The sequence below is a fragment of the Rhizobium deserti genome (genome assembly GCF_004358025.1).
In the GTDB taxonomy this organism is placed as follows: domain Bacteria; phylum Pseudomonadota; class Alphaproteobacteria; order Rhizobiales; family Rhizobiaceae; genus Neorhizobium; species Neorhizobium deserti.
This window is the reverse complement of sequence record NZ_SMTL01000002.1, coordinates 382,565-405,726: the sequence shown is the minus strand read 5'-3', so window position 1 is coordinate 405,726 and position 23,162 is coordinate 382,565. Positions and strand designations below refer to the sequence as shown.

Annotated in this window: 18 protein-coding genes and 3 tRNA genes; 16 read left to right on the top strand and 5 right to left on the bottom strand. The window is 59.2% G+C overall.

Translation table 11 applies throughout. The features are described 5' to 3' along the window. Positions 1-60 precede the first annotated feature (60 nt). The 3 genes from E2F50_RS08370 to rlmB all read right to left on the bottom strand — a co-directional run bounded on the left by E2F50_RS08370 (position 61) and on the right by rlmB (position 3,148). Positions 61-1,365: a UDP-glucose dehydrogenase family protein gene (locus E2F50_RS08370; RefSeq protein WP_133315685.1), complete on the bottom strand. Its 1,305-nt coding sequence runs from the start codon at positions 1,363-1,365 to the stop codon at positions 61-63. 89 nt (positions 1,366-1,454) lie between these two features. After that, a complete protein-coding gene (gene cysQ / locus E2F50_RS08365) occupies positions 1,455-2,252 on the bottom strand; it encodes a 3'(2'),5'-bisphosphate nucleotidase CysQ (RefSeq protein WP_133316378.1) in 798 nt (265 codons plus the stop codon). A 17-nt stretch (positions 2,253-2,269) separates the two neighbouring features. Next, positions 2,270-3,148: a 23S rRNA (guanosine(2251)-2'-O)-methyltransferase RlmB gene (rlmB, locus tag E2F50_RS08360; protein WP_133315684.1), complete on the bottom strand. Its 879-nt coding sequence runs from the start codon at positions 3,146-3,148 to the stop codon at positions 2,270-2,272. A 201-nt stretch (positions 3,149-3,349) separates the two neighbouring features. On the opposite strand from rlmB, the gene E2F50_RS08355 reads away from it, so the two are divergent. From E2F50_RS08355 to tuf, 4 genes are all read left to right on the top strand, one after another. Continuing rightward, positions 3,350-3,434 (top strand) — tRNA-Tyr (locus E2F50_RS08355). Between the two features lie 23 nt (positions 3,435-3,457). Next, positions 3,458-3,531, top strand: a tRNA-Gly gene (locus tag E2F50_RS08350). 125 nt (positions 3,532-3,656) lie between these two features. After that, positions 3,657-4,154, top strand: coding sequence for a histidine kinase (locus E2F50_RS08345; protein WP_133315683.1), 498 nt, complete (start codon positions 3,657-3,659; stop codon positions 4,152-4,154). Between the two features lie 258 nt (positions 4,155-4,412). Next, on the top strand, positions 4,413-5,588 hold the full coding sequence (gene tuf, locus E2F50_RS08340) for an elongation factor Tu (RefSeq protein WP_133315669.1): 1,176 nt from the start codon (positions 4,413-4,415) through the stop codon (positions 5,586-5,588). A 311-nt stretch (positions 5,589-5,899) separates the two neighbouring features. Here tuf and E2F50_RS08335 read toward each other — a convergent pair whose 3' ends face one another. Next, positions 5,900-7,192: a capsule biosynthesis protein gene (locus tag E2F50_RS08335; protein WP_133315682.1), complete on the bottom strand. Its 1,293-nt coding sequence runs from the start codon at positions 7,190-7,192 to the stop codon at positions 5,900-5,902. A gap of 162 nt (positions 7,193-7,354) precedes the next feature. Here E2F50_RS08335 and E2F50_RS08330 point away from each other — a divergent pair, with 162 nt between their 5' ends. The 10 genes from E2F50_RS08330 (at position 7,355) to rpoC (ending at position 21,315) form a co-directional block, all read left to right on the top strand. Continuing rightward, positions 7,355-8,749, top strand: a complete 1,395-nt coding sequence (locus E2F50_RS08330) for a capsule biosynthesis protein (RefSeq protein WP_133315681.1) — start codon at positions 7,355-7,357, stop codon at positions 8,747-8,749. Between the two features lie 112 nt (positions 8,750-8,861). Beyond that, positions 8,862-8,937: transfer RNA gene (locus E2F50_RS08325), tRNA-Trp, on the top strand. 192 nt (positions 8,938-9,129) lie between these two features. Further along, the gene (secE, locus tag E2F50_RS08320; protein WP_133315680.1) at positions 9,130-9,330 is read left to right on the top strand and encodes a preprotein translocase subunit SecE; all 201 of its coding nucleotides are present in this window, start codon (positions 9,130-9,132) and stop codon (positions 9,328-9,330) included. A 15-nt stretch (positions 9,331-9,345) separates the two neighbouring features. Further along, a complete protein-coding gene (gene nusG / locus E2F50_RS08315) occupies positions 9,346-9,876 on the top strand; it encodes a transcription termination/antitermination protein NusG (protein ID WP_133315679.1) in 531 nt (176 codons plus the stop codon). Positions 9,877-10,049: 173 nt separating this feature from the next. Further along, complete coding sequence (rplK, locus tag E2F50_RS08310; RefSeq protein WP_133315678.1) at positions 10,050-10,481, top strand: 50S ribosomal protein L11; 432 nt, start codon at positions 10,050-10,052, stop codon at positions 10,479-10,481. A 1-nt stretch (position 10,482) separates the two neighbouring features. Then, on the top strand, positions 10,483-11,178 hold the full coding sequence (rplA, locus tag E2F50_RS08305) for a 50S ribosomal protein L1 (protein ID WP_133315677.1): 696 nt from the start codon (positions 10,483-10,485) through the stop codon (positions 11,176-11,178). Between the two features lie 364 nt (positions 11,179-11,542). Then, positions 11,543-12,064: a 50S ribosomal protein L10 gene (gene rplJ / locus E2F50_RS08300; RefSeq protein WP_133315676.1), complete on the top strand. Its 522-nt coding sequence runs from the start codon at positions 11,543-11,545 to the stop codon at positions 12,062-12,064. A 57-nt stretch (positions 12,065-12,121) separates the two neighbouring features. Beyond that, positions 12,122-12,499: a 50S ribosomal protein L7/L12 gene (gene rplL / locus E2F50_RS08295; protein ID WP_133315675.1), complete on the top strand. Its 378-nt coding sequence runs from the start codon at positions 12,122-12,124 to the stop codon at positions 12,497-12,499. Between the two features lie 253 nt (positions 12,500-12,752). Further along, positions 12,753-16,919, top strand: coding sequence for a DNA-directed RNA polymerase subunit beta (gene rpoB / locus E2F50_RS08290; protein WP_133315674.1), 4,167 nt, complete (start codon positions 12,753-12,755; stop codon positions 16,917-16,919). Positions 16,920-17,103: 184 nt separating this feature from the next. Then, positions 17,104-21,315, top strand: coding sequence for a DNA-directed RNA polymerase subunit beta' (gene rpoC, locus E2F50_RS08285; RefSeq protein WP_133315673.1), 4,212 nt, complete (start codon positions 17,104-17,106; stop codon positions 21,313-21,315). A 127-nt stretch (positions 21,316-21,442) separates the two neighbouring features. Here the strand turns inward: rpoC and E2F50_RS08280 are convergent, their stop codons facing one another. Then, positions 21,443-21,736 carry a transcriptional regulator gene (locus E2F50_RS08280; protein ID WP_133315672.1) on the bottom strand — a complete coding sequence of 98 codons (294 nt, stop codon included), beginning with the start codon at positions 21,734-21,736 and terminating at the stop codon, positions 21,443-21,445. Between the two features lie 482 nt (positions 21,737-22,218). On the opposite strand from E2F50_RS08280, the gene rpsL reads away from it, so the two are divergent. Continuing rightward, complete coding sequence (rpsL, locus tag E2F50_RS08275; protein ID WP_003547537.1) at positions 22,219-22,590, top strand: 30S ribosomal protein S12; 372 nt, start codon at positions 22,219-22,221, stop codon at positions 22,588-22,590. A 78-nt stretch (positions 22,591-22,668) separates the two neighbouring features. After that, entirely contained in the window at positions 22,669-23,139 is a 471-nt protein-coding gene (rpsG, locus tag E2F50_RS08270) for a 30S ribosomal protein S7 (protein ID WP_133315671.1), read from the top strand. Positions 23,140-23,162 lie beyond the last annotated feature (23 nt).

Genomic DNA, 23,162 nt, shown 5'->3' with positions numbered 1-23,162 from the left:
ATCTACAACTGGTCAAAGGAAGCTACCGCCTGCGAATCGGCGTCCGGAGCTTCGCGTCGATCAGACTGCCTTGCCGACGCCGTGATAAGCAAAACCGTGCGCTTCGACTTCTGCGGCGCGATAAACATTGCGGAGGTCGACAAGCACCGGCGAGTTCATCACCGATTTCAACCGGTTGAGGTCGAGCGCCCGAAATGCGTTCCATTCGGTCACCAGGACCGCCACATCGGCGCCTTCGGCCGCCTTGTAGGGGCTGGTGGCGAAATCTATCTCCATCATCTGGCGGGCATTCTCCATGCCTTCGGGATCATAGCCGGAAACGATCGCGCCGGAATCCTTCAGCGCCTGGACAATGGCGATCGACGGGCTGTCGCGCATGTCGTCGGTGTTCGGCTTGAAGGTCAGCCCGAAGACGGCAATCTTTTTGCCGCGCACATCACCGCCGGCAGCTGCGATGACCTTGCGGCCCATTGCGCGCTTGCGGTTGTCGTTGATGGCGATCGTCGTTTCGATAAGGCGGACGGGGCTGTCGTAATCCTGGGCGGTCTTGGCCAGCGCCAATGTGTCTTTGGGAAAGCAGGATCCGCCATAGCCGGGGCCCGCATGCAGGAATTTGCTGCCGATACGACCGTCGAGCCCGATGCCGCGCGACACGTCCTGGACATCGGCGCCGACCTTTTCGCACAGATCGGCGACCTCGTTGATGAAGGTGATCTTCATGGCGAGGAAGGCATTGGCCGCATACTTGATCAATTCGGAGGTGCGCCGGGAGGTGAACAGCAGCGGCGACTGGTTGAGATAAAGCGGTCGGTAGACTTCCGTCATCACCGCACGGGCGCGTTCGTCGGAAAGTCCGACGACGATCCGGTCGGGACGCTTGAAGTCCTCGATCGCCGCCCCTTCGCGCAGGAATTCCGGGTTGGAGACGACGGCAACGTCGGCGCCCGGATTGGTTTCGCGGATGATGCGCTCGACTTCGTCGCCGGTGCCGACCGGCACTGTGGACTTGGTGACGACCACGGTAAAGCCTTTCACGGCTGCGGCGATTTCGGCCGCGGCGGCGTGGACATAGCCCAGATCCGCATGGCCGTCGCCACGACGCGACGGCGTGCCGACGGCGATGAAGACCACGTCCGCCTCGGAGACGGGTCCTGCCAGTTCCGTGGTAAAGGATAGGCGGCCGGCCTCGACGTTGTTCTCGACCAACTGGTCGAGGCCCGGCTCAAAGATCGGGATGACGCCATTCTTCAGCGCCTCGATCTTGTCCTCCGCCTTGTCGACGCACACGACCTCATGGCCGAAATCCGCAAAGCATGCTCCAGAAACAAGGCCGACATAACCCGACCCAACCATCACGATACGCATATTCTACCTCGTAAACGCACTGTATGCGGGCTACCTAGCGTATCCGCGTTTTAATGCAACGCTTGCTTTGGCGACCTCGACCCCTTGGCTCAATCCGCCGATGATGGGCGAGGGCGGGCGCCATAGGCGATGAAGTCGGGATTCTCGAACCGCGTGTCCTGGCTGCAGCCGAGCTTGCCGTATTGCAGCGGAGAGCCGTCTTTGCCCGAAGTCTCGCCGCCTGCCGCCCGTAATACGGCGTCTCCGGCGGCCGTATCCCACTCCATGGTTCGGCTGAAGCGGGGATAGATGTCGGCCTCGCCCTCTGCCAAGAGGCAGAATTTCAGCGAGGAGCCGATGGAGCGGATTTCGGACGCCTGAGACCTAACCAGAAAAGCATCGGTTTCCGTGGTGCGGTGCGATCGGCTGGCGACCGCGATCGGCGGCTGGCGCATAGTAGAGGCGCGGATCGCGGTGCGGCTCACCACCGTGAAATCTTCGGCGATCAGAAGCTTGCAGGCCACGCCGTCAGCACCCCCATAGGCAAGGCCGAGCGCCGGCGCATAGACGAAACCGACGGCAGGTCGACCAGCCTCGATCAGGGCGATGTTCACCGTGAAATCGTCGCGTCCGCCGACGAATTCCTTGGTTCCGTCAAGAGGATCGATGAGAAAGAAGGAGCCGTTCTCGACTGATGGGATGTCGCCGCGGGCAACGGCTTCTTCGGCGATCGCCGGTATGTGTGGATAATGCTTCGTCAGGGCATCGAGGATGATCCGCTCAGCGCGCTCGTCCGCCTCGGTCACCGGCGAGCAGTCGGCCTTGTAGTGTGTCGTCGGACCGGCATCACGGATTTCCAGGATTGCTCTGCCGGCAGAAAGGGCGGCAGCCTCGAATATGTCGAGCATGGACATTAGGAATGCACCTAGCCGTTCTTCGAAAGATGCTGGCGGCTCGCATAAAGCGCAACCGCGGCCGCATTCGAGACATTCAGCGACTTGATTTCGCCTGGCATGTCGAGCCTGGCCAGCGCCGTCACCGTTTCTCGCGTCTTCTGCCGCAAGCCCTTGCCCTCCGAGCCCAATACAAGTGCTATTCGCTCGCCTGCAAAAGTGCCCTCAAGTGGCGCAGGCCCCTCGGAATCGAGGCCGATCGTCTGGAAACCAAGCTTGTGGAGTTCTCCAAGCGCATCGGCGAGATTGGTGACCTGAATATAGGGAATGAGTTCCAGCGCACCGGAAGCCGATTTGGCCAATACGCCGGATTCCGTCGGGCTATGTCTCTGGGTGGTGACGACCGCACCGGCACCGAAGGCGACTGCCGAGCGCATGATGGCACCGACATTGTGCGGGTCTGTCACCTGATCAAGAACCAGAAGAAGTGGGCTGGCCTTCAGCGCCTCGAGCCGACGTGCCGGCAGAGGGCGGGTTTCCAGCATGACACCCTGATGGATTGCCTCCGGCCCCAGCACCTTGTCTATGTCCTGCGGCGAAACGAACTCGACCGGGAACTTCAACGTCTCCGGCTCGCCGATATCGAGGCGTGCAAAAGCATTCTGCGTCACGGACAATTTGATGAGCTTGCGCTGCGGGTTGTCGAGAGCGGCGCGAACCGTATGCAGTCCGTACAGAAAAACCTCATCGGGCTGCAGCTGCGGCGGTTTCCAGTCCTTGTTGGACTTTGGCCGTCTTTGCTGCGGCGTCGGAATTTCTCCTCGCTCGCGCTTTGCGTCACGCACGGCCCGCCTAAGCGTTGCGTAATGGGTGTCGCGGGTGGATTTGTCTTGGTTATCGTCTTTGGCCATGAGGTCTTATAGCGTTTGCCGCCATTCCGGCAAACCCCGCACATCGAAAGGCGCGGGAAGGGGGTTGATTTATTTTCGTCATTTTTGCTTCTTCCTCGTGTTGACAGACGCAGACGAGGCGGTCATATACGCGGCGCAGATTGAGGGGCGGCAAGCTTCAAAATCTGACGAACTTGGTCTAAACGATCCGGACGAAAAACTGGAGAGATGCCCGAGTGGTTAAAGGGGACGGACTGTAAATCCGTTGGCTCAGCCTACGTTGGTTCAAATCCAACTCTCTCCACCATTCGTCTCTGATCGGACCACGCCGCGGGTATAGCTCAATGGTAGAGCAGCAGCCTTCCAAGCTGAATACGCGGGTTCGATTCCCGCTACCCGCTCCACTTTTTCACCTTTACCATTTTCAGCGATTTCATTGTTCGCAAGCATTCCGGCTGCGACAGGTCAGTACATCCGCGCTATGGAAGTGAGCGGCATAAGCCGATTTCATCCTCTGACGGAACCTTCCATGACCAAGATGCTCCTTGCTGCGGCCGCTGCCATTATGCTGCTGCCCTCCGCCTCATTTGCAGAAACACTTACCTTCCCGAGCGATGCGCCCGTTGCCCAGATCACCATACCCGATGCATGGGAGCCGGAGGAGACCGAAAGCGGCATCCAGGCGACGTCCGATGACTCGGCTATTTATCTGTCGATCGACGTCGCGGATGAGAAAAGCACGGACAAGGTGATCGACGACGCCGTCGAGTTTCTGGAAAGCAATGGCGTGAAGATCGACGCATCGACGCAGAAGCAGTCGGAGGACACGTTCAACGGTATGAAGATGGCCAATTTTGATTGGAGCGGCACCGACAAGGACGGCCCTGCCAGCATCGGCCTGTCGCTCGTTTCGCCAAAGCCTGGCAAGCTCCTGGTCATCACCTACTGGGGTACGAAGGGCGAGCAGGAAAAGCACGGCAAGGAATTGATGGCCATCATCAACTCGCTGAAGTCCGCGGGCAAATAAGCAGCCGGTCCTCTTTCAAGCCGGCGAGGATCCCGATTGGGTTTTCGTCGGCTCCTGTCCATCTAGAACTGTCAGTTGCGACGCTGGCAGCAGGGCGCCGGATGGTTTACGGCGAGCCGTGCATTCGGGCGATTTCGCGCCTTCCCCTTGTGCCGGCGCGGTTCGTAATTATGTCTTGCGCATTCTGGTGGAAACCCTTAAACGGCGACACCAAACCCGGTCGCCGGGTCCACCTCTTATGTTCACAGGAAGCATTCAATGGCAAAGAGCAAGTTTGAGCGCAACAAGCCTCACGTCAACATTGGCACGATTGGTCACGTTGACCATGGCAAGACGTCGCTGACGGCTGCGATCACGAAGTATTTCGGCGAGTTCAAGGCCTATGACCAGATCGACGCTGCGCCGGAAGAAAAGGCCCGCGGCATCACCATTTCGACGGCTCACGTCGAATACGAGACGCCGGCCCGCCACTACGCGCACGTCGACTGCCCCGGCCACGCCGACTATGTAAAGAACATGATCACCGGTGCCGCCCAGATGGATGGCGCGATCCTGGTTTGCTCGGCCGCCGACGGCCCGATGCCGCAGACCCGCGAGCACATCCTGCTCGCCCGTCAGGTTGGCGTTCCGGCGATTGTCGTGTTCTTGAACAAGGTCGACCAGGTCGACGACGCCGAGCTTCTGGAGCTCGTCGAGCTGGAAGTTCGCGAACTTCTGTCGTCCTACGACTTCCCGGGCGACGACATTCCGATCGTCAAGGGTTCGGCTCTGGCCGCTCTGGAAGATTCCGACAAGAAGATCGGCGAAGACGCGATCCGCGAACTGATGGCAGCGGTTGACGCTTACATCCCGACGCCTGAGCGTCCGATCGACCAGCCCTTCCTGATGCCGATCGAAGACGTGTTCTCGATCTCGGGCCGTGGTACGGTTGTGACCGGCCGCGTCGAGCGTGGCATTGTCAAGGTTGGCGAAGAAGTCGAAATCGTCGGCATCCGCGCCACCTCCAAGACGACGGTGACCGGCGTTGAAATGTTCCGCAAGCTGCTCGACCAGGGCCAGGCCGGCGACAACATCGGCGCACTGGTTCGCGGTGTGAACCGTGACGGCGTCGAGCGTGGCCAGATCCTTTGCAAGCCCGGTTCGGTCAAGCCGCACAAGAAGTTCATGGCCGAAGCCTACATTCTGACGAAGGAAGAAGGCGGCCGTCATACGCCGTTCTTCACCAACTACCGTCCGCAGTTCTACTTCCGCACCACGGACGTGACCGGCATCGTGTCGCTTCCGGAAGGCACGGAAATGGTTATGCCTGGCGACAACGTCACCGTTGAAGTCGAGCTGATCGTTCCGATCGCGATGGAAGAAAAGCTGCGCTTCGCGATCCGCGAAGGCGGTCGTACCGTCGGCGCCGGCATCGTCGCCTCGATCATCGAGTAACGAGATCGGGCGACGGTGGCGAAAGCTGCCGACGGCACCAAAGTTCATAGATCGCGCCAGCGCGATCTATGGCGGCGCCGGCATCGTCGCCTCGATCATCGGGTAACGAGATCGGGCGACGGCGGCGAAAGCTGCCGACGGCACCAAAGTTCATAGATCGCGCCAGCGCGATCTATGGCGGCGCCGGCACCGTTGCTTCGATCACCGAGTAATCGATCATCGTCTTGGACTAGAAGGAGCCCTGCCGGAAACGGCGGGGCTTTTTGCTTCAAAGACCTTACCCTGAGTCAATCCAGGCAGCTCACCCAGAGTCAGCTTGTCGAAAAGAGTTCGCTCTCGTAGCGGAAAGGTGTCGCGCCGCGCGACCTGCGATAGGCGAGGGGAAGCCGCTCTTCTTCTTCCATTAGGCGCTTTGCCACGTTGTTCACGCCCTGCTTGAGCGCCTCTCGGCCGATAAATCCGCCACGCACCTGCGTTGTCGCTGCCAGAGCGCGCGTGAATTGGTCGAAGAGCGCCATATCGGGACCCGGGGGGGCAACCCAGAAATCGGCAAGCCGCTCCTGCGACGTCAGGCCCGGAATATCGTAGATGGCAGAGCCGAGCGCTATCACCGGTTTGCCGGCAGCAAGCGCCGAAAGCCCGACCGTGGAATTGACCACGACGACGCCCGTGGCCTTGTCGATCAAGTCGTCGGTATTGCCGCCGTCGGCCAGGAAGACGCGATTGGAGACGCCGAGACGTTCGGCCGCATCACCAATCCGTTGAGGCCAGCGGGAAAGTCCGTTGTCGATCGGATGAACCTTGAACAGCAGCCTAGCATCGTCAGGCGCCGATAATGCGAAGGACTGGATGACGCCGTCGACGATCTGAAAAAGGTCGCCGCCGGGGGCATGCCGGATGATCTGGTAGTCGCCGGGCAACTGCAGCGGGAAAAGAAAGCGTGGCGTGGCGTGGCCTGCTTGGCCTAGCCAGGCGGCAATGGCCTTGCCGGCAGCGTTCCGACGGCTCCGCGACGTCAGCGCCTTGCCGATCCAGCCGGCATATTCCACCAGGGGATGGACGGGACCATGGGTTCGATAATGGGGGTGAACGAGCCAGCCGAGCGCCACGTTGGGAATGTGATAGGCGAGGTCGTAAAGCGCATAGGTGAGGAAGCTTGAGCCGAACCTGACGGTCGTCACAGGTGGTGCGCCGTTTGCAAGCGCCCGGATCCTTTCCGGCTCCTGCGGGAAGCGGGAATGGGCTGACATGCCATCAGGCTCAAGTGTCAGCCAATCGGGCCGCAGATAGCCATGCTCGAGGATATGCACCCGGACACCAAGACCGATACCGAGATCAGCCGCAACTGCATGCACCGGCCGGCCGTCGCCCAGCATGACGAGATCTGTGACGTCATTATCTTTCATATAGGCAAGCAGATAATCGTGCCATTGCTCACGCGGCTTTAAGAACCAGTCGCCATTTTTCGGCCACCAGAAGACTGCATCACCCAGGCTGAAGATGATTCGGCGAACCGAAACATTTTGCTCGGTCAGGGCATCGCCAAGAAGCCTAAAAAAAGGTGAGGCCGGTCCCTGCAGGAGGAGGAAGGTACGTGTTTTCATGTCACACCTCCTGAAACATCTGATGCACCGATACATGGTTTGGCATTGACGGGGGAGCTTGATTGGTCGAAATATCAATTGGTCTTTATTGACAAATAGCCGAATACAACCGTTTCGTGACCGATTTTTCGGGGCTTTGATAAGTAAGGTAGCGGCTCTCGTATGACTAAGGTGCTTTTTCTGCAAGGTCCTCCCTCGAGTTTCTGGCGTCAGCTGGCGGACGCTTTCGAGGCCCAGGGCATCGGCACCAAGCGGGTCAATTTCTCATTCGGCGATCTTCTCTACTGGCGCAAGGGCGGTGCCATTAATTACCGCGGGACATTGCGTGCCTGGCCCCGCTATCTGACGGAACTCATTCGCCGCGAAGGCATCACCGACATTCTTTATTATGCGGATCGGCTTCCCTATCATCGCCTTGCGGCGCGGGTGGGACGAAAGCTGGGTGTCCGGTGTTATGCGGTAGAATTCGGATATCTGAGGCCGGACTGGATCACGCTCGAGCGCGACGGCATGGGCCGTTTCTCTCACTTCCCGAACGACCCTGAGCATATCCGCCGGATTGCCGCGAAGGTCGAGGCGCCTGATATGGTGCCGCATTACGCCCATACCTTCAACCAGGAAGCCACCAATGAGGTGGTCTATAATCTCGCTTCCTATTTCGGCCGGCCTTTGTTTCCTTTCTACAAGTCGGACAAATATTACGATCCGCTTCTGGACTACCTGTCCTGGCTGCCGCGCATGACGCGTCGCCGTCACCGGCTTCCGGAAAACTTCTTCTCGGACGATTCGCCGTCGACCTATCTTCTGGCGCTTCAGCTCCAGAGCGATTACCAGATCCGCGGCAATTCGCCCTATCGGCATCTTTCGCAGATGCTCGATCAGGTCATCCAGTCTTTCGCGCGCTATGCGCCCGACCGCAGCCGGCTCCTCGTCAAGCAGCATCCTCTCGACAACGACCTGGAAGCTTGGAGCAAGGTGGTCATGGAGACCGCTGCCAAATACCGCGTCAGGGACCGCGTCGTGTTTATTGAGGAAGGCGAACTCGGCGGCATCCTGAAGCGCTCCGCCGGTGTCGTCGTCGTCAATTCCACGACGGGCATCCAGAGCCTGCGCGCCAATGTGCCGACCATTACGCTGGGGGCTGCCGTCTACGATATTTCGGGCCTGACTCATCAGGGCGGCATCGACAGCTTCTGGCGCCACCCGGAGCCGATCGACAAAAATCTGCTGGCCGACTTCATCAGCGCGCTGGCCGGCGCCATCCAGATCAAGGGTAACTTCTACCATCCCGAAGGCCGCCGGCTTGCTGCCGAAACCATTGCCGCCCGCGTGATGGGTCAGCTCGTCAACGAGCCTGATGCCTACGTCGCCGTCCCGCCGCGGCTGGCCTGGAAAAGGCTTCCCGTGCCGCAGGAGCGCCGGCATCCGATTACCGGTCTCCTGCCCACGAGCATAGACCTGCCCGGCAAGGAGATGCTGGTCGGCCCTTCCGAACCCGCACTCTCGACAATCCGTGTGGGGGAAGTTTCCGACCGGCTTAGCGGCAAATTCAGATAGATAGGGGATCTGCAAAAACGCACTTGCCAAGTGCGACGCGTCGCCTTAAAGGGAGCGGCAGCCGGCGACGCGAGGACGATCACAAGATTGAACCGCGGCTTGTCGAAGGCGAAGGGGTATAGCTCAGTTGGTAGAGCGGCGGTCTCCAAAACCGCAGGTCGTCGGTTCAAGCCCGGCTGCCCCTGCCATTTCCTGATAGAACTTGCGTGCTCTGCGTGAGGCTGTTTGGAGGAGGCGCCGCTCATGTCGGCGAAAGTTCATCGAACACTGTTTTTCCTCTTGTGTAAAGGGAATCGGGTGTTTATGTAGGGTAAAACAGACACGCGGTGCGTGGGGCTGAGTGAGTTCGGCTTTACGCGCCGTAATTGCGTGGGCAATAGATGGCATCCAAAACCAATCCGATGACGTTCTTTCGGCAGGTTCGCTCCGAAGCATCGAAGATAACTTGGCCGTCTCGTCGCGAGACGACGATTTCGACGGCTATGGTGCTTGTCATGGTTGTCTTTGCCGCCCTGTTTTTCTTCGCTGCCGACCAGCTGATTGGCTGGTTGATACGTTTGGTACTGAACGTCAGCGTTTGATTCTGGAGAATGAAAATGGCGGCGCGCTGGTACATCGTCCACGCATATTCGAATTTTGAGAAGAAGGTTGCCGAGGACATCGAAAACAAGGCTCGCCAGAAAGGGCTTGAGCATCTTTTCGAGAAGATCCTGGTTCCCACCGAAAAGGTTGTGGAAGTCCGTCGCGGCCGCAAGGTCGATTCGGAGCGCAAGTTCTTCCCGGGTTACGTCATGGTGCGGGCAAACCTCACCGACGAGGCTTACCACCTGATCAAGAACACGCCGAAGGTGACCGGCTTCCTCGGTTCGGACAACAAGCCGGTGCCGATCCCGGATTTCGAAGCCGAGCGCATCCTGGGCCAGGTCCAGGAAGGCGTCGAGCGGCCGAAATCCTCGATCTCGTTTGAGATCGGCGAGCAGGTTCGGGTTTCCGACGGCCCATTCGCCTCGTTCAACGGCACCGTCCAGGATGTCGACGAGGAGCGCTCCCGCCTCAAGGTGGAAGTGTCGATCTTCGGCCGCGCGACGCCGGTCGAGTTGGAATATGCTCAGGTCGAGAAGGTCTGATGTTTTAGAATGGGGCTGCCGCTGATGCGGCTGCCTCGTGCGGCATTTGCCGCAGCCGCGTGGGAGGAAGGCATCTTTAGCCGGATGTTTCGACCGAACCACGCAACCGCAGCCGCCGGCATGTCCGGCATAGCAGGGCCGATTGATCGGTCCGTCATGAAAGGCAGAGAGATATGGCTAAGAAGGTAGCAGGCCAGCTCAAGCTTCAGGTCAAGGCAGGATCGGCAAACCCGTCCCCGCCGATCGGCCCGGCGCTTGGTCAGCGTGGCATCAACATCATGGAATTCTGCAAGGCGTTCAATGCCGCCACGCAGGAAATGGAAAAGGGCATGCCGATCCCGGTCGTCATCACCTATTTCCAGGACAAGTCCTTCACCTTCGCTATGAAGCAGCCTCCGGTTAGCTACTGGCTGAAGAAGGAAGCGAAGATCACCTCGGGTTCCAAGACCCCGGGCAAGGGCGCAACTGCAGGCAAGCTCACCAAGGCTCAGATCAAGACGATCGCCGAAGCCAAGATGAAGGACCTGAACGCTGCCGATATCGAAGGCGCAATGGCCATGATCGAGGGCTCTGCCCGCGCCATGGGTCTGGAAGTGGTGGCGTAACATGGCAAAGCTTGCAAAGCGTATTCAGAAGATCCGCGAAGGCGTCGATCCGACAAAGCTGATCGCTCTCCCGGAAGCCATTTCGATGGTCAAGGAACGGGCAACTGCCAAGTTTGACGAAACCGTTGAGATTTCGATGAACCTCGGCGTCGATCCGCGTCATGCCGACCAGATGGTCCGTGGCGTCGTCAACCTGCCGAACGGCACCGGCCGTGACGTTCGCGTTGCCGTTTTCGCACGTGGCGCCAAGGCTGACGAAGCCAAGGCAGCCGGTGCAGACATCGTCGGCGCTGAGGATCTCGTCGAAATCGTCCAGGGCGGCAAGATCGATTTCGATCGCTGCATTGCGACACCCGACATGATGCCGCTCGTCGGTCGCCTCGGCAAGGTTCTCGGCCCGCGTGGCATGATGCCGAACCCGAAGGTTGGCACGGTCACGATGGATGTCACGGGAGCGGTCAAGGCTTCCAAGGGTGGCGCTGTCGAATTCCGCGTCGAAAAGGCGGGTATCGTTCATGCCGGTATCGGCAAGGCTTCCTTCGAGGCCAAGGCTCTCGAAGAAAACATCAAGGCTTTTGCCGATGCCGTCATCAAGGCGAAGCCGGCTGGCGCCAAGGGCAATTACGTCAAGCGCGTTGCGATCTCGTCCACCATGGGTCCGGGCGTGAAGATCGATCCGTCGAGCGTGACAGCCTGATTCGAAATTCGGCCGGAGCCTTCGGGCTCCGGCCTTCATGAATTCCTGGTCCCTTGGGACCGGGGATTTTTCAGGGAAACCTGGAAATTCCTGTCCGAGATTGCAGGCGGTCCAATGTCCTTTATTTGGGCCTTAATCGCTAAGCCTGCATGAGACGGGTAAGACCCGAGATTTTTTAAGGCGCCTTGCGCGTCTTTGGAATTCGGTTCGAGCCTAGTGTGCCTTGTGCCTGGAGCCCCTGTGGCGACAGAGCGAGGGGACAGGATCCTCAAGCGTCGCTTGGGGTCCTACACATGGATCCCTTGAGGCAAAGGCAAACCGATGGGGCCTGCAGGATTGCGGTCCCGTCAACTGGAGACAGACAGTGGAAAGAGCGGAAAAACGCGAATTTGTCACGGAGCTGAGCGAAGTCTTCAAGGCTTCTGGTTCGGTTGTCGTGGCCCACTATGCTGGTGTCACAGTTGCGCAGATGAACGATTTTCGTTCAAAAATGCGTGCTGCTGGCGGCACCGTCAAAGTCGCGAAAAACCGCCTGGCCAAGATCGCTCTTCAGGGTACGGAGTCGGAAGGGATGTCAAATCTCTTCAAGGGTCAGACGCTGATCGCATACAGCGAAGACCCGGTAACGGCTCCCAAGGTCGTCATGGATTTCGCCAAGACCAACGACAAGGTCGTTGTTCTGGGCGGCGCCATGGGTGCAACCACGCTCACAGCAGATGCAGTCAAGTCGCTTGCGACCCTGCCTTCGCTGGACGAGCTTCGCGGCAAGCTGCTGGGCCTCTTGAACGCCCCGGCTACCCGCGTTGCTACGGTTGTCGCCGCACCGGCAAGCCAGCTTGCCCGCGTGTTCGCGGCCTACGCCAAGAAGGACGAAGAAGCCGCTTAAGGTGGTTTTTTGCTGTTCATATCAAACCAGATCGAACCGAATATAAGGAATATCAAAATGGCTGATCTCGCAAAGATCGTTGAAGACCTCTCCGCTCTGACCGTCCTGGAAGCTGCTGAGCTTTCCAAGATGCTCGAAGAAAAGTGGGGCGTTTCTGCCGCTGCTCCGGTTGCTGTTGCTGCCGCTGGCGGTGGTGCTGCTCCGGCTGCTGCCGAAGAAGAAAAGACCGAGTTCGACGTCATCCTCGCTGAAGCCGGTGCCAACAAGATCAACGTCATCAAGGAAGTCCGCGCCATCACCGGCCTGGGCCTCAAGGAAGCCAAGGATCTCGTTGAAGCCGCTCCTAAGGCTGTCAAGGAAGGCGTTTCCAAGGCTGAAGCCGCCGACCTCAAGAAGAAGCTTGAAGACGCCGGCGCTAAGGTCGACGTTAAGTAATATCGGAATGCGGCGGGTGAGGGGATCTCTCCTCTCCCGCCGATTTCCTCCGAACAGATTACCCAGGAACCGTGAAAACGGTCCCTGGGTAATGGGTTCTCAAGAGGATGGTCTCGAACTCAACCGAAAAGGCAATCCGGCCTGGCGCGTTGGGGAAGTGGGACGAGATTGAGAATACCATGATCGACGGGAGATCGACTGGCCAGCGAACCCCGTCCGTTGCAGGCCCGGATGCAATTTTGAAGGAGCGACGATGGCTCAGACCCTTTCGTTTAATGGTCGTAGGCGCGTACGCAAGTTTTTTGGTAAAATCCCTGAAGTCACGGAAATGCCGAACCTCATCGAGGTTCAGAAGGCTTCCTATGACCAGTTCCTGATGGTTGACGAACCCAAGGGCGGCCGCCCGGACGAAGGTCTGAACGCCGTCTTCCGGTCCGTCTTCCCGATCACCGACTTTTCCGGCGCTTCCATGCTGGAATTCGTATCCTACGAGTTCGAGCAGCCGAAGTTCGACGTTGAGGAATGCCGGCAGCGCGACCTGACCTATGCTGCGCCCTTGAAGGTGACGCTGCGCCTCATCGTGTTCGATATCGATGAAGATACGGGCGCCAAGTCCATCAAGGACATCAAGGAACAGTCCGTCTACATGGGCGACATGCCGCTGATGACCGACAACGGTACGTTCATCGTGAACGGCACCGAACGCGTCATCGTATCCCAGATGCACCGTTCGCCGGGCGTTTTCTTCGACCACGACAAGGGCAAGAGCCATTCTTCCGGTAAGCTTCTGTTTGCCGCTCGCGTCATTCCTTACCGTGGTTCCTGGCTCGACATCGAATTCGACGCCAAGGACATCGTGTTCGCGCGTATCGACCGTCGCCGCAAGATCCACGTGACCTCGCTGCTGATGGCGCTCGGCATGGACGGCGAAGACATCCTGTCGACCTTCTACTCGAAGTCCATCTACAAGCGCGACGGCAACGGCTGGCGCATTCCCTTCCAGCCGGAAACGCTGAAGGGCACGAAGGCCCTGTCCGACATGATCGACGCCGACACCGGCGAAGTCGTGGTTGAATCGGGCAAGAAGCTGACGCCGCGTCTCCTGAAGCAGCTGACCGAAAAGGGCGTCAAGGCTCTTCGGGCCAGCGACGAGGACTTGGTCGGCAACTTCATCGCCGAAGATCTCGTCAATCCGGAAACGGGTGAAGTCTACCTGGAAGCCGGCGACGAACTTGACATGACGCTGGATGCCAAAAGCGGCGAGCGCAAGGGCAGCCTGATCGACATCATCAAGCTCGGCTTCGACGAAATCCCCGTCCTCGGCATCGACCACATCAATGTCGGCGCCTATATCCGCAACACGCTTGCGGCCGACAAGAACGAGAACCGCCAGGAAGCCCTGTTTGACATCTACCGCGTCATGCGGCCAGGTGAACCGCCGACCATGGAATCCGCGGAAGCCATGTTCAACTCGCTGTTCTTCGATGCGGAGCGTTATGACCTTTCCGCCGTTGGCCGCGTCAAGATGAACATGCGCCTCGACCTTGAGGTCGCCGACACCGTCCGCACGCTGCGCAAGGACGACATCCTGGCTGTCGTCCGGATGCTGGTCGAACTGCGCGACGGCAAGGGTGAAATCGACGACATCGACAATCTCGGCAACCGCCGTGTTCGTTCGGTCGGTGAATTGATGGAGAACCAGTACCGTTTGGGTCTCCTGCGCATGGAGCGCGCCATCAAGGAGCGGATGTCGTCGATCGAGATCGACACCGTCATGCCGCAGGACCTGATCAACGCCAAGCCTGCAGCCGCAGCTGTTCGCGAATTCTTCGGCTCGTCGCAGCTGTCGCAGTTCATGGACCAGGTGAACCCTCTCTCGGAAATCACCCATAAGCGCCGTCTTTCGGCTCTTGGACCGGGTGGTCTGACCCGCGAGCGCGCCGGCTTCGAAGTCCGCGACGTGCATCCGACCCACTATGGCCGTATTTGCCCGATCGAAACGCCGGAAGGTCCGAACATCGGTCTGATCAACAGCCTTGCGACCTTTGCGCGTGTCAACAAGTATGGCTTCATCGAAAGCCCGTACCGCAAGATTGTCGACGGCGTTGTCACCAAGGAAGTGCTTTATCTCTCCGCAATGGAAGAGGCGAAGTACTACGTGGCGCAGGCCAATTCGGAGCTGACGCCGGAAGGCAACTTCGTCGAAGAGTTCGTTGTTTGCCGTCACGCCGGCGAAGTCATGCTGTCGCCGCGCGACACCATCAACCTGATGGACGTTTCGCCCAAGCAGTTGGTTTCAGTAGCAGCGGCTCTCATCCCGTTCCTCGAGAACGACGACGCGAACCGCGCTCTGATGGGCTCCAACATGCAGCGTCAGGCCGTGCCTCTGGTACGGGCGGAAGCGCCGTTCGTTGGCACCGGCATGGAACCGGTCGTTGCCCGCGATTCCGGTGCAGCGATTGCTGCCCGTCGTGGCGGCGTAGTCGACCAGGTGGATGCGACGCGTATCGTTATCCGCGCAACGGAAGATCTCGATCCGTCGAAGTCCGGCGTCGATATCTATCGCCTGCAGAAGTTCCAGCGTTCCAACCAGAACACCTGCGTCAACCAGCGTCCGCTGGTCGCCGTCGGTGACATCCTGAACAAGGGCGACATCATTGCCGACGGTCCTTCTACGGACCTGGGCGATCTGGCGCTTGGACGCAACGCGCTCGTCGCGTTCATGCCCTGGAACGGCTACAACTACGAAGACTCGATCCTGCTCTCCGAGCGTATCGTTTCCGACGACGTCTTCACCTCCATCCACATCGAAGAATTCGAAGTGATGGCGCGTGACACCAAGCTTGGTCCTGAAGAAATCACGCGCGACATTCCGAACGTGTCGGAAGAAGCGCTGAAGAACCTCGACGAAGCGGGCATCGTCTATATCGGCGCCGAAGTCCAGCCGGGCGACATCCTGGTTGGCAAGATCACGCCGAAGGGCGAAAGCCCGATGACGCCGGAAGAAAAGCTTCTGCGCGCCATCTTCGGTGAAAAGGCCTCAGACGTTCGCGACACGTCCATGCGCATGCCTCCGGGCACGTTCGGCACGGTCGTCGAAGTTCGCGTCTTCAACCGTCACGGCGTCGAGAAGGACGAACGTGCGATGGCGATCGAGCGCGAGGAAATCGAACGGCTGGCCAAGGACCGCGACGACGAGCAGTCAATTCTTGACCGCAACGTCTATAGCCGTCTGCTCGACATGCTGCGCGGCCAGGTCTCGGTTGCCGGTCCGAAGGGCTTCAAAAAGGGCGTCGAATTGACCAACGCCATCGTCTCCGAATATCCCCGCTCGCAGTGGTGGATGTTCGCCGTCGAGGACGAAAAGGTCCAGGGCGAGATCGAAGCTCTGCGTGGCCAGTACGATGAGTCCAAGTCGCGCCTCGAACAGCGCTTCATGGACAAGGTCGAAAAGGTCCAGCGCGGCGACGAAATGCCTCCGGGCGTCATGAAGATGGTCAAGGTCTTTGTCGCTGTGAAGCGCAAGATCCAGCCAGGCGACAAGATGGCTGGCCGTCACGGCAACAAGGGCGTCGTGTCGCGCATTGTACCGGTCGAGGACATGCCGTTCCTCGAAGACGGCACGCATGTCGACATCGTTCTGAACCCGCTCGGCGTGCCTTCGCGCATGAATGTCGGTCAGATCCTCGAGACCCACCTTGCATGGGCTTGCGCCGGAATGGGCAAGCGCATCGGGGCCATGCTCGAAGAGTACAGGAAGTCGAACGACATCACCGACCTGAAGAAGGAACTGACGGAGGCGTACGAGAGCCAGGCCAATAACGAGGTTTCGACCTTCGACGACGAGTCGCTCGTTCGTCTGGCGGAACAGTCGAAGCGTGGCCTGTCCATCGCGACGCCGGTTTTCGACGGTGCCCATGAGCCGGACGTGGCAGCGATGCTCACCAAGGCCGGGCTCAACCCGTCGGGTCAGTCGGTTCTGTATGATGGCCGTACCGGCGAACAGTTCGACCGCCAGGTGACTGTCGGCTACATGTACATGATCAAGCTGAACCACCTCGTGGACGACAAGATCCACGCGCGTTCGATCGGTCCGTACTCGCTCGTCACCCAGCAGCCGCTCGGTGGTAAGGCGCAGTTTGGCGGCCAGCGCTTCGGGGAAATGGAAGTCTGGGCTCTGGAAGCCTACGGCGCAGCCTATACCCTGCAGGAAATGCTGACCGTGAAGTCGGACGACGTCGCCGGCCGCACCAAGGTCTACGAAGCTATCGTCCGTGGCGACGATACTTTCGAAGCGGGCATTCCAGAGAGCTTCAACGTTCTCGTCAAGGAAATGCGCTCACTGGGCCTGTCGGTGGAGCTCGAGAATTCCAAGCTCGAGACGGCGGAAGCCGGCCAGCTGCCCGACGCAGCAGAATAAGCTCAGAACGACGCGCGCCTGAAAAGGGCGCGCGTCACGCCCGCCGCCGGTTCCCGCCGGCAGTGACGGGAAACTTTTGCCGCATTTCGCGGCTATAACGATTTTGAGCGTCGGACTGTCCTTCCCGGGAATTGGGACGGTACCGATAGCAAGCCGAGGGCTTCCGCCCCTAAAGGAGACAGGCATGAACCAAGAGGTCATGAACCTTTTCAACCCGACAGTGCCCGCACAGCACTTCGATTCGATCCGGATTTCAATTGCGAGCCCGGAAAAAATCCTGTCGTGGTCCTACGGCGAGATCAAGAAGCCGGAAACCATCAACTACCGTACTTTCAAGCCGGAACGTGACGGCCTGTTCTGCGCGCGTATCTTTGGTCCGATCAAGGACTATGAGTGCCTGTGCGGCAAGTACAAGCGCATGAAGTACAAGGGCATCATCTGCGAAAAGTGCGGCGTCGAAGTGACGCTGTCGCGCGTTCGCCGTGAGCGTATGGGCCATATCGAGCTCGCCGCTCCGGTTGCCCATATCTGGTTCCTGAAGTCGCTTCCGTCGCGTATCTCGACCTTGCTCGACATGACGCTGAAGGACGTCGAGCGCGTTCTCTACTTCGAGAACTACATCGTCACCGAGCCTGGCCTGACGTCGCTGAAGGAAAATCAGCTTCTGTCGGAAGAGGAATACATGATCGCCGTCGATGAGTTCGGCGAAGATCAGTTCACGGCGATGATCGGTGCAGAAGCCATCTTCGAAATGCTGGCCTCGATGAACCTCGAGAAGATCGCCGGCGACCTGCGCTCGGATCTGGCCGACACGACGTCCGATCTGAAGCAGAAGAAGCTGATGAAGCGTCTGAAGATCGTCGAGAACTTCATTGAATCCGGCAACCGCCCGGAATGGATGATCATGAAGGTCGTGCCGGTCATCCCGCCGGACCTGCGTCCGCTGGTCCCGCTGGATGGCGGCCGTTTTGCGACGTCCGACCTGAACGACCTTTATCGCCGCGTCATCAACCGTAACAACCGTCTGAAGCGCCTGATCGAACTGCGCGCTCCGGGCATCATCATCCGCAATGAAAAGCGCATGCTGCAGGAATCTGTGGACGCGTTGTTCGACAACGGCCGCCGTGGCCGCGTCATCACCGGTGCCAACAAGCGTCCGCTGAAGTCGCTGTCCGACATGCTGAAGGGCAAGCAGGGCCGCTTCCGCCAGAACCTGCTCGGCAAGCGCGTCGACTATTCCGGCCGTTCGGTTATCGTCACCGGTCCGGAACTGAAGCTGCACCAGTGCGGTCTTCCCAAGAAGATGGCGCTCGAGCTCTTCAAGCCGTTCATCTACGCCCGCCTCGACGCCAAGGGGTATTCCTCTACCGTCAAGCAGGCCAAGAAGCTGGTCGAAAAGGAAAAGCCGGAAGTCTGGGATATCCTCGACGAGGTTATTCGCGAGCATCCGGTTCTGTTGAACCGCGCACCAACGCTCCACCGCCTGGGCATTCAGGCCTTCGAACCGATCCTGGTCGAAGGCAAGGCGATCCAGCTGCATCCGCTCGTCTGCACGGCCTTCAACGCCGACTTCGACGGCGACCAGATGGCCGTTCACGTGCCGCTGTCGCTCGAAGCCCAGCTCGAAGCTCGCGTTCTGATGATGTCGACGAACAACATCCTGCACCCCGCCAATGGTGCACCGATCATCGTTCCGTCGCAGGACATGGTTCTCGGCCTCTACTATCTGGCGATCATGAACCAGAACGAGCCGGGCGAAGGCATGGCCTTTTCCGACATGGGCGAACTGCACCATGCACTGGAAAACAAGGTCGTGACCCTGCATGCCAAGATCAAAGGCCGCTTCAAGACCATGAATGCGGAAGGCAAGCTGGAGTCCAGGATCTATGAGACGACGCCTGGACGTATGATCATCGGCGAGCTTCTGCCGAAGAACGTCAATGTGCCGTTCGAGACCTGCAACCAAGAAATGACCAAGAAGAACATCTCCAAGATGATCGACACGGTCTACCGTCACTGCGGCCAGAAGGACACGGTGATCTTCTGCGACCGGATCATGCAGCTCGGCTTCACCCATGCTTGCAAGGCCGGCATTTCCTTCGGCAAGGATGACATGATCATTCCGGACACCAAGGTAAAGATCGTCGGTGATACCGAAGCCCTGGTGAAGGAATACGAGCAGCAGTACAATGACGGCCTGATCACTCAGGGCGAAAAGTACAACAAGGTCGTAGACGCCTGGGGCAAGGCGACCGAAAAGGTTGCGGAAGACATGATGGCCCGCATTAAGGCTGTCGAGTTCGATCCGGAAACCGGTCGCCAGAAGCAGATGAACGCGATCTACATGATGTCGCACTCGGGTGCCCGTGGTTCTCCAAACCAGATGCGCCAGCTGGGCGGCATGCGCGGCCTGATGGCCAAGCCGTCGGGCGAGATCATCGAAACGCCGATCATCTCGAACTTCAAGGAAGGCCTGACCGTGAACGAGTACTTCAACTCGACGCACGGTGCCCGTAAGGGTCTCGCAGATACCGCCCTGAAGACCGCGAACTCCGGTTACCTGACCCGCCGTCTCGTCGACGTCGCGCAGGACTGCATCGTCAACATGGTCGATTGCGGCACGGAAACGGGCCTCACCATGACGGCGATCGTGGACGCCGGTCAGGTCGTTGCCTCGCTCGGCGCTCGTATCCTGGGTCGTACGGCTCTGGACAACATCGATCATCCGGTAACGGGTGAGCGCCTTGTCGACGCTGGCAAGATGATCCTCGAGCCGGATGTCATCGAGATCGAAAAAGCTGGTATCCAGTCGATCCGCATTCGCTCGGCACTGACCTGCGAAGTGCAGACCGGTGTTTGCTCGGTTTGCTACGGCCGCGACTTGGCCCGTGGTACGCCGGTCAACATGGGCGAAGCCGTCGGTGTTATCGCGGCGCAGTCGATCGGCGAGCCGGGTACCCAGCTCACCATGCGTACCTTCCACTTGGGCGGCACGGCAAACGTGGTCGACCAGTCGTTCCTGGAAGCGTCCTACGAAGGCACGATCCAGATCAAGAACCGCAACATGCTGCGTAACTCGGAAGGCGTTCTCGTCGCCATGGGTCGCAACATGGCGGTGACGATCCTGGACGAGCGCGGCGTGGAACGGTCCTCGCAGCGTGTCGCTTATGGTTCCAAGCTGTTCGTCGACGACGGCGACAAGGTCCGCCGTGGTCAGCGTCTGGCAGAGTGGGATCCCTACACACGCCCGATGATGACGGAAGTCGCGGGTACGGTTCAGTTCGAAGACGTGGTCGACTCGATCTCGGTTTCGGAATCCACCGACGAATCCACCGGCATCACCAAGCGTCAGGTCATCGACTGGCGTTCGACCCCGCGTGGCGCGGATCTCAAGCCGGCAATCGTCATCAAGGACGCTTCCGGTGCGATCTTGAAGCTGTCCCGCGGCGGGGAAGCCCGTTTCAACCTCAACGTCGACGCTATTCTGTCGGTCGAGCCAGGTCAAAAGGTCTCCCAGGGTGACGTGCTTGCGCGTGTTCCGTTGGAAAGCGCCAAGACCAAGGACATCACCGGTGGTCTGCCGCGTGTTGCCGAACTGTTCGAAGCCCGTCGTCCGAAGGATCATGCCATCATCGCAGAGATCGATGGTACGATCCGGCTGGGCCGCGACTACAAGAACAAGCGTCGCGTCATGATCGAGCCGGCGGAAGACGGTGTCGAACCGGTCGAATACCTGATCCCGAAGGGCAAGCCCTTCCATCTTCAGGAAGGCGACTACATCGAGAAGGGCGACTACATCCTCGACGGCAATCCTGCGCCGCATGACATCCTGGCGATCAAGGGCGTGGAAGCACTTGCTTCCTACCTCGTCAACGAGATCCAGGAAGTCTATCGTCTGCAGGGCGTTGTCATCAACGACAAGCACATCGAGGTCATCGTTCGCCAGATGCTGCAGAAGGTCGAGATCACCGACGCTGGCGACAGCCAGTACATTGTCGGCGACAATGTCGATCGGATCGAGCTGGAGGACCTGAACGACCGTTTGGCCGAAGAAGGCAAGAAGCCTGCTTACGGCGAACCGGTTCTGCTCGGGATCACCAAGGCGTCGCTGCAGACTCCGTCCTTCATCTCGGCCGCTTCCTTCCAGGAAACGACCAAGGTGCTGACCGAAGCTGCAATCGCCGGCAAGACCGACACGCTGCAGGGTCTGAAGGAGAACGTCATCGTTGGCCGCCTCATCCCGGCCGGTACCGGTGGTACCATGACGCAGATCCGCCGCATTGCCACCTCGCGTGATGAACTCATCATCGAGGAGCGCAAGAAGGGCTCCGGCGCGGCTTCGGCAACCCCGATGCTGCAGGACATGGCAGGCGAAAAAGCGCCGGCCGCCGAGTAAAAACTAAAGGCAGGGCGCTTGTCTTCAGGTGCTTTAACCCTGACCCAAAAAAACGCCCGGAGGAAATCCGGGCGTTTTTTATTTGGTGACATCCGTTCCCGCCGATACGGCGCAGGCGGCTGCTCGACTATTCGAAGCGGATAATCGCGACTTCACCTTCCAGGGCGCCCTGATAGGCGGAGGCATGCGGCTCGTCAGTCGGCTCTTCCGTCAGCACGCCGATCTGGTCCAGATCAGCTTCCAGAAACCCTTCTTCCGAAAGAGCATTGAGCGCTTCGCGAACGGCCGAATCGTCATCGGGCGCGCGCAGCATGACATGAAGATCTATGCCTTCTCCGCCCTTGGTTTCGTAGCCCTTGCCGATAATGATGAAGATCATCGGGCCGTCGAGGTTATTGTCATTATCGGGATTGTCGATCATATCTGTCTCCGCAGGCAAATCCCCTGTCTCCTTCGAAGACGGACGGGAATGAATGGTTCCAGATCTGTTTAAAGCGATCTGCAGTGATTCCCAACCGGTTATGCTTGGGGCTTGGCGGAATCTGACCGCAACAGGCCAGAAGCTGCCGGAATGGCCGCAAAGCCTGCGTTTAAGCTGATATTTTCGGTGCAGGCCTTGACGGGCAGGGGGGAAAACAGTAAACGCCCCCCATCGGAAGCGATGTGAGGCTTGTCCGTCCGTGACGACTCGTTGCGGAGTGCGCCTCAGACACGGTTCCATACGCACGTTGAAGATACGAATGCTGCACGCATGACGCATGAGGAATGCGTCCTCTGCCTTCTGTGGTCCATCCCTCGTCGGATCGGGCCACGTTTTGCGCATGAGGAAATGTGTGTGCCGCCGCCGGAAACGGCAGAAGATTGGCCCGCAAGGGTCCTGAGAGAAACGTAAGGGATGGTTGAATGCCTACCGTAAACCAGCTGATCCGCAAGCCTCGCCAGGCGAACGTAAAGCGCAACAAGGTTCCTGCCTTGCAGGAAAACCCGCAGAAGCGCGGCGTTTGCACCCGCGTCTACACGACGACCCCGAAGAAGCCGAACTCGGCTCTGCGTAAGGTTGCCAAGATCCGTCTGACCAATGGCTTCGAAGTCATCGGCTACATTCCGGGTGAAGGCCATAACCTTCAGGAACACTCCGTCGTGATGATCCGTGGCGGTCGCGTCAAGGACTTGCCGGGTGTCCGTTATCACATCATCCGCGGCGTTCTCGATACCCAGGGTGTCAAGAACCGCAAGCAGCGCCGCTCCAAGTACGGTGCGAAGCGTCCGAAGTAATTCGGGTTTTCATTTTCCCGGCGCTGCGCGAGGTTCTCCGCGTGATAAAGCGCCCATACAGTTTGAGAGACGAGAAGTATGTCCCGACGCCATAGTGCAGAAAAGCGTGAGATCAATCCGGACCCGAAGTTCGGCGATCTGGTCGTCACCAAGTTCATGAATGCGATCATGCTCCACGGCAAGAAGTCCGTGGCTGAAAACATCGTATACGGCGCCTTCGACTCCGTTCAGGGCAAGGCTAAGGCCGACCCGCTCGGCATCTTCCATTCGGCGCTCGACAATGTCGCGCCGCATGTTGAAGTGCGTTCGCGCCGCGTTGGTGGTGCGACCTACCAGGTCCCCGTCGATGTTCGTCCAGAGCGCCGTCAGGCTCTCGCCATCCGTTGGCTGATCGCCGCTGCCCGCAAGCGCAACGAAACCACCATGATCGATCGCCTTTCGGGCGAGCTCATGGATGCCGCAAACAATCGCGGCAGCGCTGTCAAGAAGCGTGAAGACACGCACAAGATGGCCGACGCGAACCGCGCATTCTCGCACTATCGTTGGTAATCTTCACCCGATCGAATTTCGAA

Coding starts and splice junctions, on each gene's coding strand:
- rpoB (WP_133315674.1), top strand. CDS start 12,753: ATGGCTCAGACCCTTTCGTTTAATGGTCGTAGGCGCGTACGCAAGTTT.
- rpsG (WP_133315671.1), top strand. CDS start 22,669: ATGTCCCGACGCCATAGTGCAGAAAAGCGTGAGATCAATCCGGACCCG.
- E2F50_RS08370 (WP_133315685.1), bottom strand. CDS start 1,365: ATGCGTATCGTGATGGTTGGGTCGGGTTATGTCGGCCTTGTTTCTGGA.
- E2F50_RS08335 (WP_133315682.1), bottom strand. CDS start 7,192: ATGAAAACACGTACCTTCCTCCTCCTGCAGGGACCGGCCTCACCTTTT.
- rpoC (WP_133315673.1), top strand. CDS start 17,104: ATGAACCAAGAGGTCATGAACCTTTTCAACCCGACAGTGCCCGCACAG.
- rplL (WP_133315675.1), top strand. CDS start 12,122: ATGGCTGATCTCGCAAAGATCGTTGAAGACCTCTCCGCTCTGACCGTC.
- secE (WP_133315680.1), top strand. CDS start 9,130: ATGGCATCCAAAACCAATCCGATGACGTTCTTTCGGCAGGTTCGCTCC.
- rplK (WP_133315678.1), top strand. CDS start 10,050: ATGGCTAAGAAGGTAGCAGGCCAGCTCAAGCTTCAGGTCAAGGCAGGA.
- rlmB (WP_133315684.1), bottom strand. CDS start 3,148: ATGGCCAAAGACGATAACCAAGACAAATCCACCCGCGACACCCATTAC.
- rplA (WP_133315677.1), top strand. CDS start 10,483: ATGGCAAAGCTTGCAAAGCGTATTCAGAAGATCCGCGAAGGCGTCGAT.
- E2F50_RS08345 (WP_133315683.1), top strand. CDS start 3,657: ATGACCAAGATGCTCCTTGCTGCGGCCGCTGCCATTATGCTGCTGCCC.
- E2F50_RS08330 (WP_133315681.1), top strand. CDS start 7,355: ATGACTAAGGTGCTTTTTCTGCAAGGTCCTCCCTCGAGTTTCTGGCGT.
- cysQ (WP_133316378.1), bottom strand. CDS start 2,252: ATGCTCGACATATTCGAGGCTGCCGCCCTTTCTGCCGGCAGAGCAATC.
- E2F50_RS08280 (WP_133315672.1), bottom strand. CDS start 21,736: ATGATCGACAATCCCGATAATGACAATAACCTCGACGGCCCGATGATC.
- tuf (WP_133315669.1), top strand. CDS start 4,413: ATGGCAAAGAGCAAGTTTGAGCGCAACAAGCCTCACGTCAACATTGGC.
- nusG (WP_133315679.1), top strand. CDS start 9,346: ATGGCGGCGCGCTGGTACATCGTCCACGCATATTCGAATTTTGAGAAG.
- rpsL (WP_003547537.1), top strand. CDS start 22,219: ATGCCTACCGTAAACCAGCTGATCCGCAAGCCTCGCCAGGCGAACGTA.